6 protein-coding genes are annotated in these 15,099 nt (G+C 71.6%); 1 reads left to right on the forward strand and 5 read right to left on the reverse strand.

Features of this window, described 5'->3' with window-relative positions:
- Positions 1-6 precede the first annotated feature (6 nt).
- The 5 genes from AB0I04_RS26050 to AB0I04_RS26070 form a co-directional block, all read right to left on the reverse strand.
- Positions 7-1,758 carry a hypothetical protein gene (locus AB0I04_RS26050; RefSeq protein WP_360889385.1) on the reverse strand — a complete coding sequence of 584 codons (1,752 nt, stop codon included), beginning with the start codon at positions 1,756-1,758 and terminating at the stop codon, positions 7-9.
- 145 nt (positions 1,759-1,903) lie between these two features.
- A complete protein-coding gene (locus AB0I04_RS26055) occupies positions 1,904-4,777 on the reverse strand; it encodes an ATP-binding protein (RefSeq protein WP_360889388.1) in 2,874 nt (957 codons plus the stop codon).
- 100 nt (positions 4,778-4,877) lie between these two features.
- A complete protein-coding gene (locus tag AB0I04_RS26060; protein ID WP_360889391.1) occupies positions 4,878-6,368 on the reverse strand; it encodes an AMP-binding protein in 1,491 nt (496 codons plus the stop codon).
- A complete protein-coding gene (locus AB0I04_RS26065; protein WP_360889394.1) occupies positions 6,368-7,351 on the reverse strand; it encodes a phosphotriesterase-related protein in 984 nt (327 codons plus the stop codon). The genes AB0I04_RS26060 and AB0I04_RS26065 overlap by 1 nt, the downstream gene beginning before the upstream one ends.
- A 296-nt stretch (positions 7,352-7,647) precedes the next feature.
- Complete coding sequence (locus tag AB0I04_RS26070) at positions 7,648-13,938, reverse strand: hypothetical protein (protein WP_360889397.1); 6,291 nt, start codon at positions 13,936-13,938, stop codon at positions 7,648-7,650.
- A 913-nt stretch (positions 13,939-14,851) separates the two neighbouring features.
- Here AB0I04_RS26070 and AB0I04_RS26075 point away from each other — a divergent pair.
- A complete protein-coding gene (locus AB0I04_RS26075) occupies positions 14,852-14,992 on the forward strand; it encodes a hypothetical protein (protein ID WP_360889400.1) in 141 nt (46 codons plus the stop codon).
- Positions 14,993-15,099 lie beyond the last annotated feature (107 nt).

The raw sequence follows: 15,099 nt of genomic DNA on the forward strand, positions 1-15,099 counted from the left end.
CCTTTCCTACGTGATCGTCATGCCGCGGTTGTCCTGCGAGCCGGACCCGGTGTTGATCGGCCCGTAGTTGCCGCCATTGATCATCACGCTCTGCTCGATGATCTGGTTGACCTGCATGCGGTAGGCCGACACGTCGATGTCCTGGCTCCGCAGATGGTCGAGCACGGCCTCGTTCAGGCGCCGCTCGACGAGCCGGGAGTACTTGTGCGCGTCGAGGACCTGGAGGTACGTCGGGAGCGTGTCCTCGGCGGCCAGTTCCCGCGCGCTCAGCCGGGCGCCGTAGTCGTACGCGGTGAGACGCTCGGGGTGCTGGTCGTCCTGGAGCCGGGCGGCCGCCATCTGGCCGAGCGTGCGGATCGCCCGGAACGGCCCGATGACGCCGTCGCTCAGCGCGGAGAGCCAGCGGCGCCGTATCGCCATCGCGATGAGCGAGGCGTCGGTGCACGAGGCCAGGTGGTCGATCAGGTGGTACTCGCGGCGAATGGGAGGCAGCACGTCGGCCACGAACTGCGCGTAGAGCATGTGCCCTTCCACCGCGAGGTAGATGAACACCGACACGACGATGTCCGGATCCTCGGCGGGCGCGACGATCCGGTCGTCGGCGTCGCGGACCGCCTGGCCCTCCGCGCCGATGGTGACGCGCTGATAGCAGCGGACGCCGCCCTGCGGGTAGCGGATGATCGATTCCCGGCATGCCGCCGTGGCCTTGGAGTACGGCATGCCCGCCGATCCGTCGATCAGGGGATGCCCGGCGTAGTCCGGCACGTTGAAGCCGGGTTCGGACGCGCGCGGGTACTGCGTGCAGGTGCCGCGCGCCACGACGTGATAGTCGATGTTGAGCCCGGCGATCCGTTCGTTCGGGGGGAGACGCCGGCGCGGGTCGGATCGGTCCGGTCGATCGCCGTCGGCGGTCGGCCATTCCTCGCTCATGGCCATGAGCCGGCGGCGCACATGCTCGTGCAGCGCGACCGGGTCGATGGTCTGCGGCGTCGCGTCCGGCGTGGCCGGGCGATCGAGTTCAGCGACGATCGACCACGCGCGTGCCCACGCCGAGTCGGGCGCCCCCGACCCGATGAAGGGGTTGCCGTCGGAGTACAGCGTGACGTTGCCGACCTGGGCTTCGACCAGCCGCGCCGCACGGCGCCGCGCGCGCCCGGTGAGCACGTCCAGCGGCGGGGTCCTGGTGCCGGGGGCTAGATCCGTCCGCATCATCCGGAAGACGAGCACCTGCCAGCCGAAGGAGATCACCAGCATCGCGATCCCGAGCAGGAAGGTGCACGCGACGTACAGCGCCGGATTCCCCCAAAGGCTCGTGGACACGTACGACCACGCGTCCGTGGAGTCCGTCGAGTCGAGTCCGGCCAGGAAGAGCCAGACGAGGATTCCCGCCTGAGTGAACAGCCAGATCAGGAAGTAGGTCCCCGCCAGGGCCCAGGCGATCTGAAGGCGCCGGCGCCAGCCGAACCGCCGCCAGGGGACGAGCCGGGCCATGGCGAAGGGAAGCGCCAGCATGACGTAGGTCAACGCGGCGGGCGGGCTGATCAGCGCGCAGCCGATCAGGAGCGCCCAGATCGTGACATCGCGGATGAGCTGGAGCCGGCGGGCACGGAGGCAGTGCGTGATGACCGGCCCGACGTCGAAGCCGTACGACGGGACGATGGCGCGGTGTTCGGGGTCGACCAGCTCGCCGATGACCTTCCGGCAGAAGCCCTCGTCGAGGTAGGCGGCGGCGCAGAGATACCGGGTCGCGTTGCTCATCACCCCGGGTATCGCGGCCCGTCGCGCGTGTTGGAAATGGCTCTCGGTCCGCACCGACTCCGCAACCATGCGGGGATGGTAAACGTCCGACGACTCCCGGTATCGGCCGAAGCCTGGAGTTGATCTCCGATCGTGACATCGCGAGTCAGCCGGCGAAAGGCGGTGGGCCGTCCGGGTCGGCGAGGCCGTCGATGAGGTGCTCGGGCCAGGAGAGCACGTGCGGCAGCCACGCCGCCCGCATCGTGTCGGCGATGTGCCGCAGTCGTTCGTCGGCGTCGACGCCGACCGCCACCACCGCGAGGTCGCGGTCGAACTCGGCGTGGTCGTCGGCGCCCAGGATCGCCGTACGGGCGATGGGCCGGTTCGCCTCCAGCGCCATCGACAGGGGGTGGCGGCGCAGGGCGCGGACGCGGTGGCCGAACAGCGGCTCGGCGGGCTCCCGCAGCCCCAGCAGCTCGTAGTCCAGCGGCGGAGCGGGTGCGTACTTGTCCGGCACCCCCTGGCCGGGCGGGAACAGCCGGTCCATCTCGTGCAGCCAGCGCAGCTGCGGGATCACCCATTCGGCGCCCGGCCGGACGCCCGCCAGGCCGGGCTCGCCGCCCAGCAGGCGATCCGCCGCACCGGCCACGGTCGCGGTGAGCTTCTCCGGAGCGTACGCGGTGCGCAGTGCCTCCGAGCGGCGGCCGACCGCGCGGTCCAGGACGGTCGCGAGCATGCACTCGCGCAGGCGCGCGGGCTGCGCCGCCCATTCCCGGTGAAGGTCGGCCGGCGCGGCCGGCGTCGAGCGGTCGACGACGTACGCGAGGACCAGCGCGTCGGCCCAGACCCGCAGCCACGCCCACGCGGCCGCCGAGGCGAGCAGGTCGGCCTCGCGCAGCTCGTACAGCGAACACGCCCGGCCGTCGCGGCACTCGCAGCCGCACGCGGCCGACCGGCGGCCGGCGATCGGCGGGACGGGGCCGGGCAGCGCGCGCTCGCGGTCCTCGCCGAGCGGGACGCGGACCCGCACCGGGCGGTCCATGCCGTCCGCGAAGACCGCGGCCACGCCGGGACGCAGGGAGACGACCTCGCGGGACTGCCGGTCGTCGAGGTTCATGGCGGCCCCGACGATGTGCCGGTCGTCGTACGCGGGCAGCCGATGCACGACCTTGAGCGCGGTGTTCTTGACGACGTCGGGGACGAGTTTGGTGGGGATCTGCTCGGCCACGACGATGCCCTCGCCGTACGCGCGGATCTCGGCGAGCATCCCGGCGAACAGCTCGACCGCGTGCGCGCCCGCGCTGTTCTCGCCGCGGTTGCGCAGCAGCCGGTGCGCCTCCTCGATGACGATGACGTGCCCGAGGCCGCGCGGGGTCCGTCCGCGGCGGGCGCGCAGCCGCAGGTGCTCGACGATCCGGATGATCAGCGTTCCCATGAGGAAGGCCTTGTCCTCGTCGTTGGCTACGTCCTCGACGGCGAGCACGATGTTGCGGCTCAGCAGCCCCTCGATGTCGGCGGGGTGGCCGCCCTGGAAGAACCGGCCCGCCGACCCGATGCGCAGGGACCGGAGCCGTACGTCGACGAAGCCCTTCACGTCGGCCATCAGCTCCTTGCCGTAGCCGACGTCTCCGATCACGTCGAGGGCGGCGTTCTGCAGCTGTTCGAGGGTGGGGATGGCGGGCTCGATCGGGGATCCGGGGCGGCCCCGGCCGGTGACGACGTCCCAGCCGTTCGCCTCGTACACCCGCTGGAGCGCCTGCGACATGATCTGTGGGAAGGGCTCCTCGGCGTCGAACGCCGCCTGGAACAGCGCCCGCACCATGTCGATGTGCGCCTGCACGGGGTACCCGGGCTCGGGCGCGAGCGGGTTGACCGACAGGGGCACGGCCGCTGGGTCGGACGGGTTGATGACGGTGACCGGCGCGCCGACACGGCCGGACATCGCGGCGTACTCCGACTTGGCCGGCTCGATGGCCAGCCAGGGGATGCCGCTGCGAGTGAGCTGTTCGAGCAGGTGGCGAACGGTCTGCGACTTGCCCGACCCGGTCGACCCGGTGACGAAGACGTGGCGGTTGACGGTCTGCAGCGGCACCGTGAACGTCCCGACCTGCCGGTCCTGGCCGTCGAGGATCGCACCGAGGGCGACCCCGGCCGCGTCTTCCTCTCCGCCGACCTCGGAGGTGACGTCGAAGTAGCCGGCGTCGAGCACCCGCAGCCCCGGCACCTCGCGACGCGGCAGACCGGCCAGCGCGGAGAGGGCGCCCGCCGTCGCGACGAACGGCGACCGCAGATCCTGGTCCTGCGTGTCGACGTGCAGCGACTCATGGAAGCGCACGGCGCGCTCGCCGGAGCGGAGCCGGTACGGGTGATGGCTCAACTCCACCGACCCGACGAGCACCGGCGCGATCTGCTCCAGGGCCTGGACCGACTCCGCGCCGGCCAGGACCCGGACGTTCCACAGCCCCGCCTCCTGGAACGCGTCGAGCTCGGCCAGCCGGCGCTCCAGGCGTTCGACGGCGAGCTCGTCGTCGCCCCGGCGCCGCATCTGCAGCTCGTACTGCAGGTCGGTGACCTGGTCGCGCAGCACCTGCTCGCCGCACTGGTCGGCGATGACGAGCCAGCCGAACGGCCGGTCCATCAGCGTCACCAGCGTCGACTCGAACAGGCCCGGCCCGGTGTCGGCCCGCGAGGAGGCCAGCGGCGGCGCCAGCCTCGCCGGGCAGCGCGTCCACGTCATCGCGGCCGCGTCGTCCAGCCACTCCTCACCGATCGGTACGCCACGCGCGCCGTGTGGGAACAGCAGCCCCTGCTGCCGGTCGTGCGTCAGATTCAGCGGCCCGGCATTGGTGATGAGCTGGAGCGGCGCGCCGCCGCCCCGTGACATCCATCCCACGACGAAGGGCCGCCGGCTCTGCGCGGCCGACAGCACGGCCGGCAGCACCGTGACGAAGTCCCACTCCGCCGACGCCGCGTGCGCCGGCGAGAGGATCGCCTGAATGCGGTACCACGGCCCTTGGAGTCCCCCGATCACACCTGCCACCCGAGCAGGATTTCAGGGCCGCGCCCGCCATGCCAGAGGATCTGATGCGGCATCGGCCGCGCCTGCTCAGTGCGGCGGCTCTTCCATCCGGTAGCGCCGCTCAGCGCAGGGGGCCGCCCCACTTGGTCTCGTCGCGGACGCGGCGCTTGAGCAGCTTGCCGCCGGGGTTGCGCGGGAGCGGGTCGGTCCGTACGGCGATGTACTGCGGCACCTTGAAGTCGGCGAGGTGCTCGCGCAGGTGAGTCAGGACCGCGTCGACGTCGAGGTCGGTGGCGGGCATCGGGACGATGACCGCGCCGACCTTCTCGCCCATCACCTCGTCGGGCACGCCGACGACCGCCGCGTCGAACACACCGGGCGCCCCGGCCAGAGCGTTCTCCACCTCGACGCTGTAGACGTTCTCCCCGCCCCGGTTGATCATGTCCTTCGCCCGGTCGACGATGTGGACGAGCCCCTCGGCGTCGATGCGGGCGATGTCGCCCGTGTGCAGCCAGCCGTCCACGAACGCGGCGGCGGTGGCCTCGGGCTTGTTCCAGTAGCCGGCGACGACGTTCGGGCCCCGTACGAGGAGCTCACCGGCCTCCTCTTCACCGTCGAGCAGGTCGAGCCGCAGGTCGCACACTGGCACGGCGAAGCCGACCGAGTCCGCGTGCGCCGCCGCGTACTCGTGCGGCAGGTACGTCGTCAGGCTCGAGGTCTCGCTGAGCCCGAAGCCGTTGCCGACCCGCGCGGTGGGGAAGGCGTCCTTGATCCGCCCGACCAGGTCCGGAGCGATGGGCGCCCCGCCGTACGACAGGTAGCGCACCGTCGAGACGTCGGTCGCGCGGAACGCCGCGTCGTTGATGGCCAGCCAGTAGATCGCCGGGACGCTCGTGAGGACGTCGATGCGCTCCTCCTCGATCGCCGCCAGGAACGGGCGCACCTCGAACTTCGGCATGATCACCGTCGTGCCGCCCAGATGGCAGGTGAGGAGCAGCTGGCTGTTGCATCCGGTCACGTGGAACAGCGGCACGGACACGAGGTTCCGCGTCGGGTCGCCGCTCTGGATCCCCTTCGCGCGGCGGCAGCTCTCGCAGTTGGACAGGAAGTTGGCATGCGTGGTGACCGCGCCCTTCGGGAAGCCCGTCGTGCCGCTGGTGTAGAAGATCGCCGCCGGGTCGTCCGGCCGCAGGTCCTCGATCGCGTACGGGGCGCCGTCCGGGAGCGGGCCGTCGGCGACGTACGCCGCGCCGCTGTCGTCGATGACGTAGCGCGCCTCTTCCTGGGCGAACCGCGTGTTGACCGGGACGGCGATCGCCCCGGCCAACTGCGTGCCGAAGAAGGCCAGCACCCAGTCGACGCCGTTGCCGTACCGGATCGCGACGCGGTCGCCGCGGCCGACGCCGGCCGCCCGCAGGCCGCCGGCCACCCGCGCCGCGCCGTCCCACAGCTCCCGGTACGTCAGCCGCGGGCCGCCGCCGGTCTCGACGACGGCCTCCCGGTCGGGGTTCGCGTCGACGGCCGCCCGCAGCATGTGGACGACGCTGTCGGGCAGGCCGGTGTACCGGGCGATCCCGTCGGAGCCGCGCACCACTCCCGAAGCGTCGAACATCAGATCCCCCGGGTGAAGTAGCGCCGCGGGTTGCCGACGAGCATCTGGTCGAGCTGCACGTCCGAGACGCCCAGCTCGCGGAGCGCGGGCAGCACGTCGTCGCTGATGTGCTCGAACTGCCAGTGCGGCATCGTGGACCGCACCTGGTCGTGGGCGCCGGCCCAGTAGTCGATGAAGCAGCTCGCGTCGTGGCTGAGCACCATCCGGTCGGCGTAACCCCGCTCGCACAGGGCCGCGATCGTCCGGACGCGGTCCGGCGTGGAGTTGTAGACGTCGAGCCCGAACCGGTCCATTCCGAGGATCGCGCCGGTGTCGGCCAGCTCCATCAGGTAGTCGAGGTCGTTGGTGTCGCCGGCATGCCCGATGACCACCTTGGACAGGTCGACGCCCTCCTTGGCGAACAGGTCCACGGCGAGGCGCCCGGCCTGCGCCGGGCTGGAGGTGTGCACGGTGATCGGCGCGCCGGTCTCCCGGTGAGTACGGGCGACGGCGCGGGCGATGCGCTCGACGCCGGGGGTGAGGCCCTTCGACTCGACCACGCACTTAAGGAACGCCGCCTTCACGCCGGTGCCCGCGATGCCCTCGACGATGTCGCGAGTGAAGTCCTCGACCATCGGCTCGGGCATGTCGACCAGGAGGCCCGGCCCCCGGTGCTCGTACTGATGCGGGACCTCGTCGTAGCAGTACAAGCCGGTGGCGACGACGATGTTGAGCTCCGGCACCTGCTCGGCGATCCGCTGGACGCGCGGGATGTACCGCCCGAGGCCCCACACCGTCGGGTCGACGATCGTGGTGATCCCCTTCGCCACCGCCGCCCGCAGCTTGGCGACCGCGTCCTGGACGCGTTCCTCCTCGTCCCACCAGGCCGCGGCGCCGTAGTTCTGTACGTGCTCGGCGGCGAGCACGAAGACGTGCTCGTGCATCAGCGTCCGGCCGAGCGCGGAGACGTCGACGGTGCCGCGAACGGTCTCGACAGTGGGCATGGAGGGCCTCCCATGGCGTACATACCGACCAGTCGGTATCGGTCAACGTAAGGCCGACACCGGAGCGCCGTCAATGGACTACGAGGAGCGTTCGGAAAGGCGCCGGCGGCCGGGCGGGCCGGGCATGGGATGCCGCCACCAGCGGAGAGCGCGGTGCGGTAACCGGCCCCACCGACATCCGGCTTCGGTGGGACCGGTGATCGAGAACTGTAGACGCCATGGATCGGCGACTCCAGCCGCCGCACGCGGCGGCATCGCGGCCATAGTCGGCCACCGCGATCACTTCGACGCGCTCACTACTCGCCCTCCTGCGGACGCTCCACCGGTTCCGGCTCCCGTACGGGCGCCGTCGGGAAGCCCGGGACGGTCGGCGGTGGGTTCTCGATGCTCGCGGGCCGGTGGACCAGGCCGGGGTGGCGGCGCTCCAGCTCGGCGGCGTCGTCCGCGGTGAGTCTGATGTGCAGCGCGTCCGAGACGTCGACGAGCAGGTCCGGGGCCCCCTCCCGGTGGAACACCAGGACGACGTCGGCGCCGTACATGATGTTCTGGTCGGTGACCTCGATGTTGCGTTCGCGGATGTTGACGTTGTCCGCCTCGTGCGAGACGGACGAGCCCTTCCCCTGACCGTGCGAGACCATCAGGCCGTGGCCGCCGGAGGAGCCGCCCGATCCTCCGCCTCGCACGCTGGAGTCCGTCCCGTGCGCTCCGCCGTCCCGCTGGTTGGTCGCGGTCTGGGAGTACTCCCGCCGCTTGAGCAGTGCCTGGGCGTCCTCCTTCAGCCCGGTGACGTTCATGCCCACGGTGATCTTCTCGCCCGGCCGCAGGCCGTCCACCGTGTACGAGTGGTCGAGTAGCGACTTGACCTGCGACAGCATCGTCGCCGGCTCGGTCTGCTTCCACAGCTTCATGCCCTGCGGCCTGCTCAGCTCGAACCCGCTGGGCCGGTCGGTCTCCGCGGGTGTCGGGCCGCGGCGTTCCGGGGGCAGCGCCGCCACCGGGGCGTACTCGTGCACGATCTCCGCCCCGGGGAAGGAGATGCGGCCGACCATGTCGCCGAGGGTGCCGTTGACCTCCGTCGGCCCCGTGTGCGTCTGCCATCGCGGGAACTCGCCGCTGACCGGCGCCCATCCGGACACGTGCTCGCCCTCGCCGGCGACCGTCGTGAGGTGATCGGGGACGACCAGCCGGACGCTGCCGTCCACGGTCGCGGTTTCGGTCCCGGCCGAATGGAGGCCGTCGAAGTACCGCGAGGCGGCGTCGTTGTGGGTGAGCCGCGTGACCGCGTCCGCACCGCGCCGGATCGCGTTGATGCCGTGCTCGAGGCCGTGCGGCGGATCCTTCGTCTCGACGATCTCGATCTCGTACTTGAGTCCGTGCGTGAACTCCTGCGAGCCCTCGCGGGTCTGGCGCCGGTCGATGTCCTTCACGCCGGTGCCGTCGCTCTGCTCGGTCTCGGACCGGTGGACCCGTCCGCCCCCGACCTGGCCTCCGCGGCTGGAGCCCGTCTTGCCCTCGGCCATGCCCCGAACGAGGCCCTTGAGGCCGTGGCCGGAGCCGTGCCCATGGGATGTCTCGGATCCGCTGAGGCCCTGGACACGCGCCATGTGGCTGACGTCCGGGCGTTCGGCCGTGTGCGCCCCGCCTTCCAGCTCCGCCCGGACGCGGACGCCCACGTGCCGGGTGAAGCCGTAGGCCGACTCGACCGGGTACCACTGGACGACGCCCCTGCGCAGGGACGGCATGTTCGCGGCCAGGGCCGGTTCGCCGAACGCGTTGCGGAGCACTTCCCTCGCCGGGCCGCTCTCGGGCAGCAGACCGCGGGATTCGAGCATGCTCTCGACCTTCGGCAGCACCGCCTGGCCGTCGAAGCGCTCGACGTGCGCGGAGGTGATGGCGAGGTCGGGCCGGTAGGTCCGCGGCTCGCTCACCGGCTTGGGCACGACGGGGTCGCCGTCCTGACCGTGGACGTCCGGCGCGGTCGCCAGTTGGTGATCGTGGGCGATCCGGTCCGGCATCATGAAGTCCGCGCCGTCGTGCACGCGCAGGTGAACGGTCTGCGGGTGCTGCCCGGCCGGCGCGTCCGGGGTGACCGACAGGTACAGGTCCGAGCCGCTGAAAGAGTGCGTCAGCCCGTCGCTGCTGTAGGTGCCCCGAATCACGTCGCTCGCGCCGGTGTACTCACTGCCGCCGGTCCGGCGGCCGACCTCGCCCATCCCGCCGGCCTCGCCGACGCCCTTGAGCTCGGCGCCACCCGTTTTGAGCTTGCCGCGGATTCCGGCCTTCAGTTCGCCTTCGGCGCGGAGGTCCGTGCTCGCCGCGTCCTTCATCCGGGAGTTGGCGGCCCGGTAGTGCTCGATCTCGATGCCCGTCCGAGCGGTGGCGTGCTCCGGCGTGCCGAAGTGCGCCCGCAGCGTCATGCCGCGCGTGCTGCCGTCCGGCTGGGTCACCTGGATCCGCCAGCCGTCCCGTGAGGTCAGGTCGGCGAGGTGCGCCTCCAGCGCCGACGGCCGGGTGGCGTGCAGGATCTCCGGTGGAACATCCAGGAAGTCGGTCGGCGCCGGCCGGCCGTTCGCCTCGGCCTCGGCCCGCGCCACCTCGAACGGAAGGTCGTGCGAGGCCCCGAAGCTCGGGAAGACGCCGGTGGTCTGGCCCGCGAAGTCGATGTGCTCGTCGGGGAGCGTGTCCACCCGCTCGACCTGGCCGACCTTCGCGACCTCATCCGGTGTGACCGTGGCCGCCGGCGCGTGCTCCTGCGGGACCACGACGCGAGCGGAGACGTCGTCGCCGCTCACCGCCCAGGACCGCTCGGTGAGCTGCTTCCGCCCGTCGTTCACCCGCAGCTTGACGTGGTGCTGCATCTCCTTGGTGATCTCGGTGACGGGCCCGTCGGTCTCGGTCCGGCGGTACTCCGTGTTGCCGCCCAGGAAGGTCACCGACTTCGACTTGCTCCCGCCTGCGTGCAGGGCGACCTTGGGAGCGTCGACCCCGACCTCCCCCACTTGGAACCGCACGTTCCCGGCGACCTCCGCGCCGCCGCCGGAGTGCCTGCTCTGCCCGACGGCCGTCCCAGAGCCGGCGACCTTCCGGTCGTTCACCGTCATGTCGAACTCTTCGACGTTCCGGCGTTCGCCCAGCTGAGCCCGGTGGGCGATCTCGATCGTGTGCTTCCCAACCTTGATCGTGTGCTTGTCGCCGTGCAGCAGGTCGGCGAGCGTACGGCCCTCCATGGCAGAGCGGCCGAACCGCGCCTCCAGATCCAGCGCGAGCTGACGCCGTGCACGCTCTGGGAGGTCGGGCAGTGCCGCGTCGATCTCGTTGCGCAGTTCCGTGACGACGCGCTCGGCACCCCGGAGACCGGTCAACGTGCCCATCCCGGCCCCACGACCCGCCGCGAGTTGCGCCGGCTCAGCGGGGTGCGGCTCGTGCGGCGCGACGGGCGGGGAGCTCGCCGGCTCGGCGTGCACGGGGAGCCCGTGGCCCGGCGCCTCAGCCGTGGAAGTGCTCTTGCCGGTCTCACCCTCGTGGGCCGACGGTCCCTGCTCGCCGGTCTCGGCCCCGTGGGGCGACGGGCCCTGCTCGCCGCTCTCGCTCTCGTGGGGCGACGGTGCCTGCTCGCCGGTCTCGCTCTCGTGGGGAACCGGGGAGGTGCCCTTGCCGGCCTCGCCTCCCAGGCGGTCGGGCACGGCGTGGCCCGCCGGCACCTGGTGGCCCTCGTCTCCCGTCGCCGGGTCGCTCGTACGAGGCGTCTCCCCCTGCGGCAATGACGGGTGGGTGGCGTGCTCGCCGGAGCCCGGGGGAAGGACACCCTCCGTCTTGACGCCGCCGAGAAGGTCCGTCTCGAACCGAGCGGCGTCGCTCTCCTTCACGGCCAGCTCCATCGGCACGTCGACCGGGAAGCTGCCGAACCGGGTCTCGACCTCCATCCGGACGATCGCGTGGTACCGGGCGACATCGGTCTTCTGCACCAGCGTGATCTTCGGGAGGGTCGTGTGCGAGTACGAGACGACGTGGTTCTTGCCGCCCTGGTAGTTGCCGCCGATCCGGGCGAAGAACTTCGCCGCCGGGTTGTCCATGCCGAGCTTCAACCCGAAGTTGAAGCCCCACTTGTGGCCGAACTGGTGGGAGTCGTTGGTCGTGGTCAGCAGGCCCTGGTCGTCGCGCAGCACCGCCTGGCGGATCGGCGTGTCGCTGTCGGGCAGCCGCTCGAGGCGCAGGACGCGCGATCTGACGGTGCCGTCCGGGGTCGGCAGCTCGCCGTTCAACAGGTCCCGGCTGCGGTTCAGCAAGATCTGCTGACCGAGGTGACCGTTGAGGTCCCGGTTCACGAACTCCGCGATCCGCTTGGGCGGTACGCCCGCCTGCAGCGCGCGGCGCTGGAAGTCCGTCACCAGCCTGTCGGTCTGGACGGCGGTGACGACCACGTCGTGCTTGCGCACCGAAGGCGCCCGGTCCGACGTCACCATGTGACGCGGCGCCGGAGGACGGTCATCGGCGCCGACGGACGGCCCCTCGCGGTGGAACTGCTCAGGGAAGGGAACGGTCAGGCGCAGGTCGGGAACGACCCCGCCGTACCCCGGCTCGGCCCCATTGACGTGGGCCTCGATGCGAGCCGTCCAGTCGAAGAAGTCGTGCTTGAACGCCACCGACTTGTGACCGGCCATGACCTCCGTCGAAGAGCCGTGCGCGTGACCCGAGACCTTGCCCACGCTCGGCCCTGGGAAGCTGACCCTCTCCAGCCCGTCGGAGTTGTCCAGGAACTCGACGACGCCGCCGGACTCGTCACGATGGACGCGCCCGGCCTCCTTCGCCCCCGCGCCCGAGCCGCCGAAGGACACCGTGTAGCGACGCGGGCCTTCGGGCGTCTCCACATGCGTGTACGTGTCGAGCCTCGGCTTGATCCACACCACGTGTCCGTGCGACTCGAACGCGATGCCGTCCTGGAGAAGGTCGGTCCAGCGGTCGGGGTTGGGATCGCACAGTAGGTCGCGGACGTATGCCTCGACGTCGGCACGGACCTTCGGAGGGAGATACTCGGGAAGGTCCGCGGCCCACCGCCGCGCGGCCTCCGCCGGATCGGTCGGCAGGCGGACGCCCTCCACCCCCGTCCCGTCTCCGAGCGCGCCGTAGTCGGTGTACCGAGGCGGGTGGATCTCGGGCCGCGGCTCCGCGGAAGGCTCCCCGCCACCTGTCTCGGTCCGCGGCGCGGTGGTCTCGGACGACCCCGCGTGCCCCGAGGACGCCCCGGTCGGTTCGGGCGTATCGGGGTGCGCGGCAGGGGACTCCCCGGTCGACTCGCCGGACTCGCCGTGCGGGAGCGGCGATTGCCCGTCCGCCTCCGTGCTCAGGTCGGTGTGCTGCGTCGCAGTCGGCTCGATGTGCGGCTCGCCGGTCGACTCGCTTCGTGGCTCCTCGGCCGGCTTGGAGGGATCGGCGTGCGAGGCCGGCGACGTACCGGTCGGCTCGTTTCGGCCGGCCTCGGCGGGCTCGGTCGGCGGGCGGGCGCCCTCCACCGTCGTCCGGTCTCCATGTTCGCCATGGTCGGTGTTCTGAGACGGATGCGGCGGCGTCTCAGACCTCGCGTCGTTGTAGGCCGCAAGTCGATCCTGCGCGTTCTCGGCGAGCCTTCTGGCCGTGCCGGCGGCCACCTGCGCCTCGAACTCCGAGGGGTGCTCATTCGTGGCGGCGTGTTGGAGGGAGTTCCGCAGCGCGTCGTAGCCGATCTGCGCCTCACGGGCCTTCTCCAACATCTTGCGGCAGGACGCGGCGTCGTCCGTGTGACGTGCCTGGTCACGCAGTGCGGCCCTGCTCTCGGCGAGTGCCCTGTCGCTGCGTTCCTGGGCCCCGTGACCGCCCTCCGCCAACGCCGTCAGCGAGTCCTTGAGGGCGGCTTCCGCCTTTGCTCCCGCCTCCCGCGCCTGTGCCTCGTGGGCGGCCACGCGTTCCTCCAGAACCCCGACGTCCCGCCGCAGGGAACCGGCGAGCCTGTCGACCTGCGCGGTCACCTCCGCATGTGGGGTGGCCGTCGCCTCCCCCTCGGGGGTTCCGGCCGGGTCCGAGGCCCGTGGCGCGTGGGGGTCCGGCGGAGCCGACGCCGTCGTCGGCGCGGAGTCGGCGTCGAGCTGGACGACCTGGTGTGTGATCGCCTGTCCCGTGTCCTCGTACTGTTCCGGCTGCAGCAGCGGATCCGGCTCCGTGGGTCGGCCCTCACCCGGCTCCGCATGCGCGGGAGAACCGTCCGGCGTCGAACCGGGTGCCGGCCGGGACGGATCTGCCGGCCCATCCCCCGTCTGTTCGGGTGAGTGGTTCAGCAGTCTGTCGAGCTCGGTCGTTCCCCGGCCGGAGGTGCCCGTCCCCGCGTTCGCCGGACGAGGCGGCTCGGAACCGTCTCCGTTCAGAAGAGAGCCGATGTCGCGGCGACCGGTGCCCCCAGTCGACGGTTCGGCCGGCCGGCTGCCGCGGACCACCGGCTCACCCGGACGCGGCGGGAGCGCCGCCCGGGCCCCCGGAGCACCCGGAGCACCCGGAGCACCCGGCTGGATCCCTACGGTCGAGGTGCCGTCGGGGCCGTGCGCTGCGCCGGCACCCACGCCGCCGTCCCCTGGGCCGCCGGACAGGGGCTGCGAGGCCGGCGGAGCCGGGGTCGCGCCGGGCGATTCCACGGGACGCCCGTCCCCGGGCGCGAGGCCCGAAAGGTTCGTTCCCTGCGCCTGATGGCCCGGGGTGCCGCCCTGGGAGTTGCCACCGCCACCGGCAGGGGTGTCGTACCGCGACCCGCCGGACGATGGCCCGCCGGGTGGCGGCCCGTCATTGCCGTGTGAGGACCCTCCAGACGGCGGGGGAGGCGGGGGCCCGTCATCGCCGTGTGAGGAGCCTCCAGGCGGCGGGGGTGGTGGGGGCCCGTCATCACCGCCACCGGTGGTGGTGGACCCACCACCGTCGCGGCCGAACCGGCCCGCCGTGTACTGACCGGCCTCCTTGGCAGCCCCGAACCCGGCCATACCAAACCCGAACGCCGCCGCCTGACCCACATTCATGTGACTCGGATCAAAAACCGCCTGACCGGCCAGGTTCCCCGCCGTACCCGTCGTACCAGCGAACCCGAACCGCGCACCCACCCCCTTCATCCCCGGCGCCGCCATCCAATCCGCCAACTTCGTCGTCAACGGATTGGCCTGTCGCGCCACCGCACGCCCCGCCAACCCCATCACCCCACCAGCAACCGCACCCATCCCCACCGACTTACCGAACTCACCCCAATTCCAGCCCTTCTGCACCCCCTCATGAATCCGCGCATACTGCCCCGAAGCATCCATCCCCGCCCCGAACCACGCACCCACCACCGCCGCACTCAAAACCTGATGCTCCCCAGCCCACACCGCGATCCGCTGAAGAAACAACTTCAACGAAAACCCCTCAGCCCGCGCCGCCGCCATCGCAACCGCCTCAGAGGCGCCCGCCGTGAAAAACGACCACGCAAACCCGATCGCCATCGTCAAAACGATGAACCCACACGAAATCTCGAACTGCAACCGCGCCGCCCGCTTCTGCGCCGCCAACCCCTCCACCGCCGACGCCAACCCCTGCAACGTCCCCTCCAAAAACCGCAAACCCCCGAACTCACCCGCACCCGACAACGCCTGAGCGAACGTCTTGAACTTGTCCGTCGCCTCACCGGCGTTCAAACTCGTCACCGCACCCGCATGATCATCCAACGCACCCGCAGCCTGACCCACCACATCCGCACACGT

It is taken from the genome of Actinoallomurus sp. NPDC050550 (genome assembly GCF_040655075.1).
Taxonomy (GTDB): Bacteria; Actinomycetota; Actinomycetes; order Streptosporangiales; family Streptosporangiaceae; genus Actinoallomurus.

Excerpts from the sequence above, each read along its gene's own strand:
- AB0I04_RS26065 (WP_360889394.1), bottom strand. The coding sequence starts at position 7,351 with ATGCCCACTGTCGAGACCGTTCGCGGCACCGTCGACGTCTCCGCGCTC.
- AB0I04_RS26060 (WP_360889391.1), bottom strand. The coding sequence starts at position 6,368 with ATGTTCGACGCTTCGGGAGTGGTGCGCGGCTCCGACGGGATCGCCCGG.
- AB0I04_RS26050 (WP_360889385.1), bottom strand. The coding sequence starts at position 1,758 with ATGAGCAACGCGACCCGGTATCTCTGCGCCGCCGCCTACCTCGACGAG.
- AB0I04_RS26075 (WP_360889400.1), top strand. The coding sequence starts at position 14,852 with ATGAACCCACACGAAATCTCGAACTGCAACCGCGCCGCCCGCTTCTGC.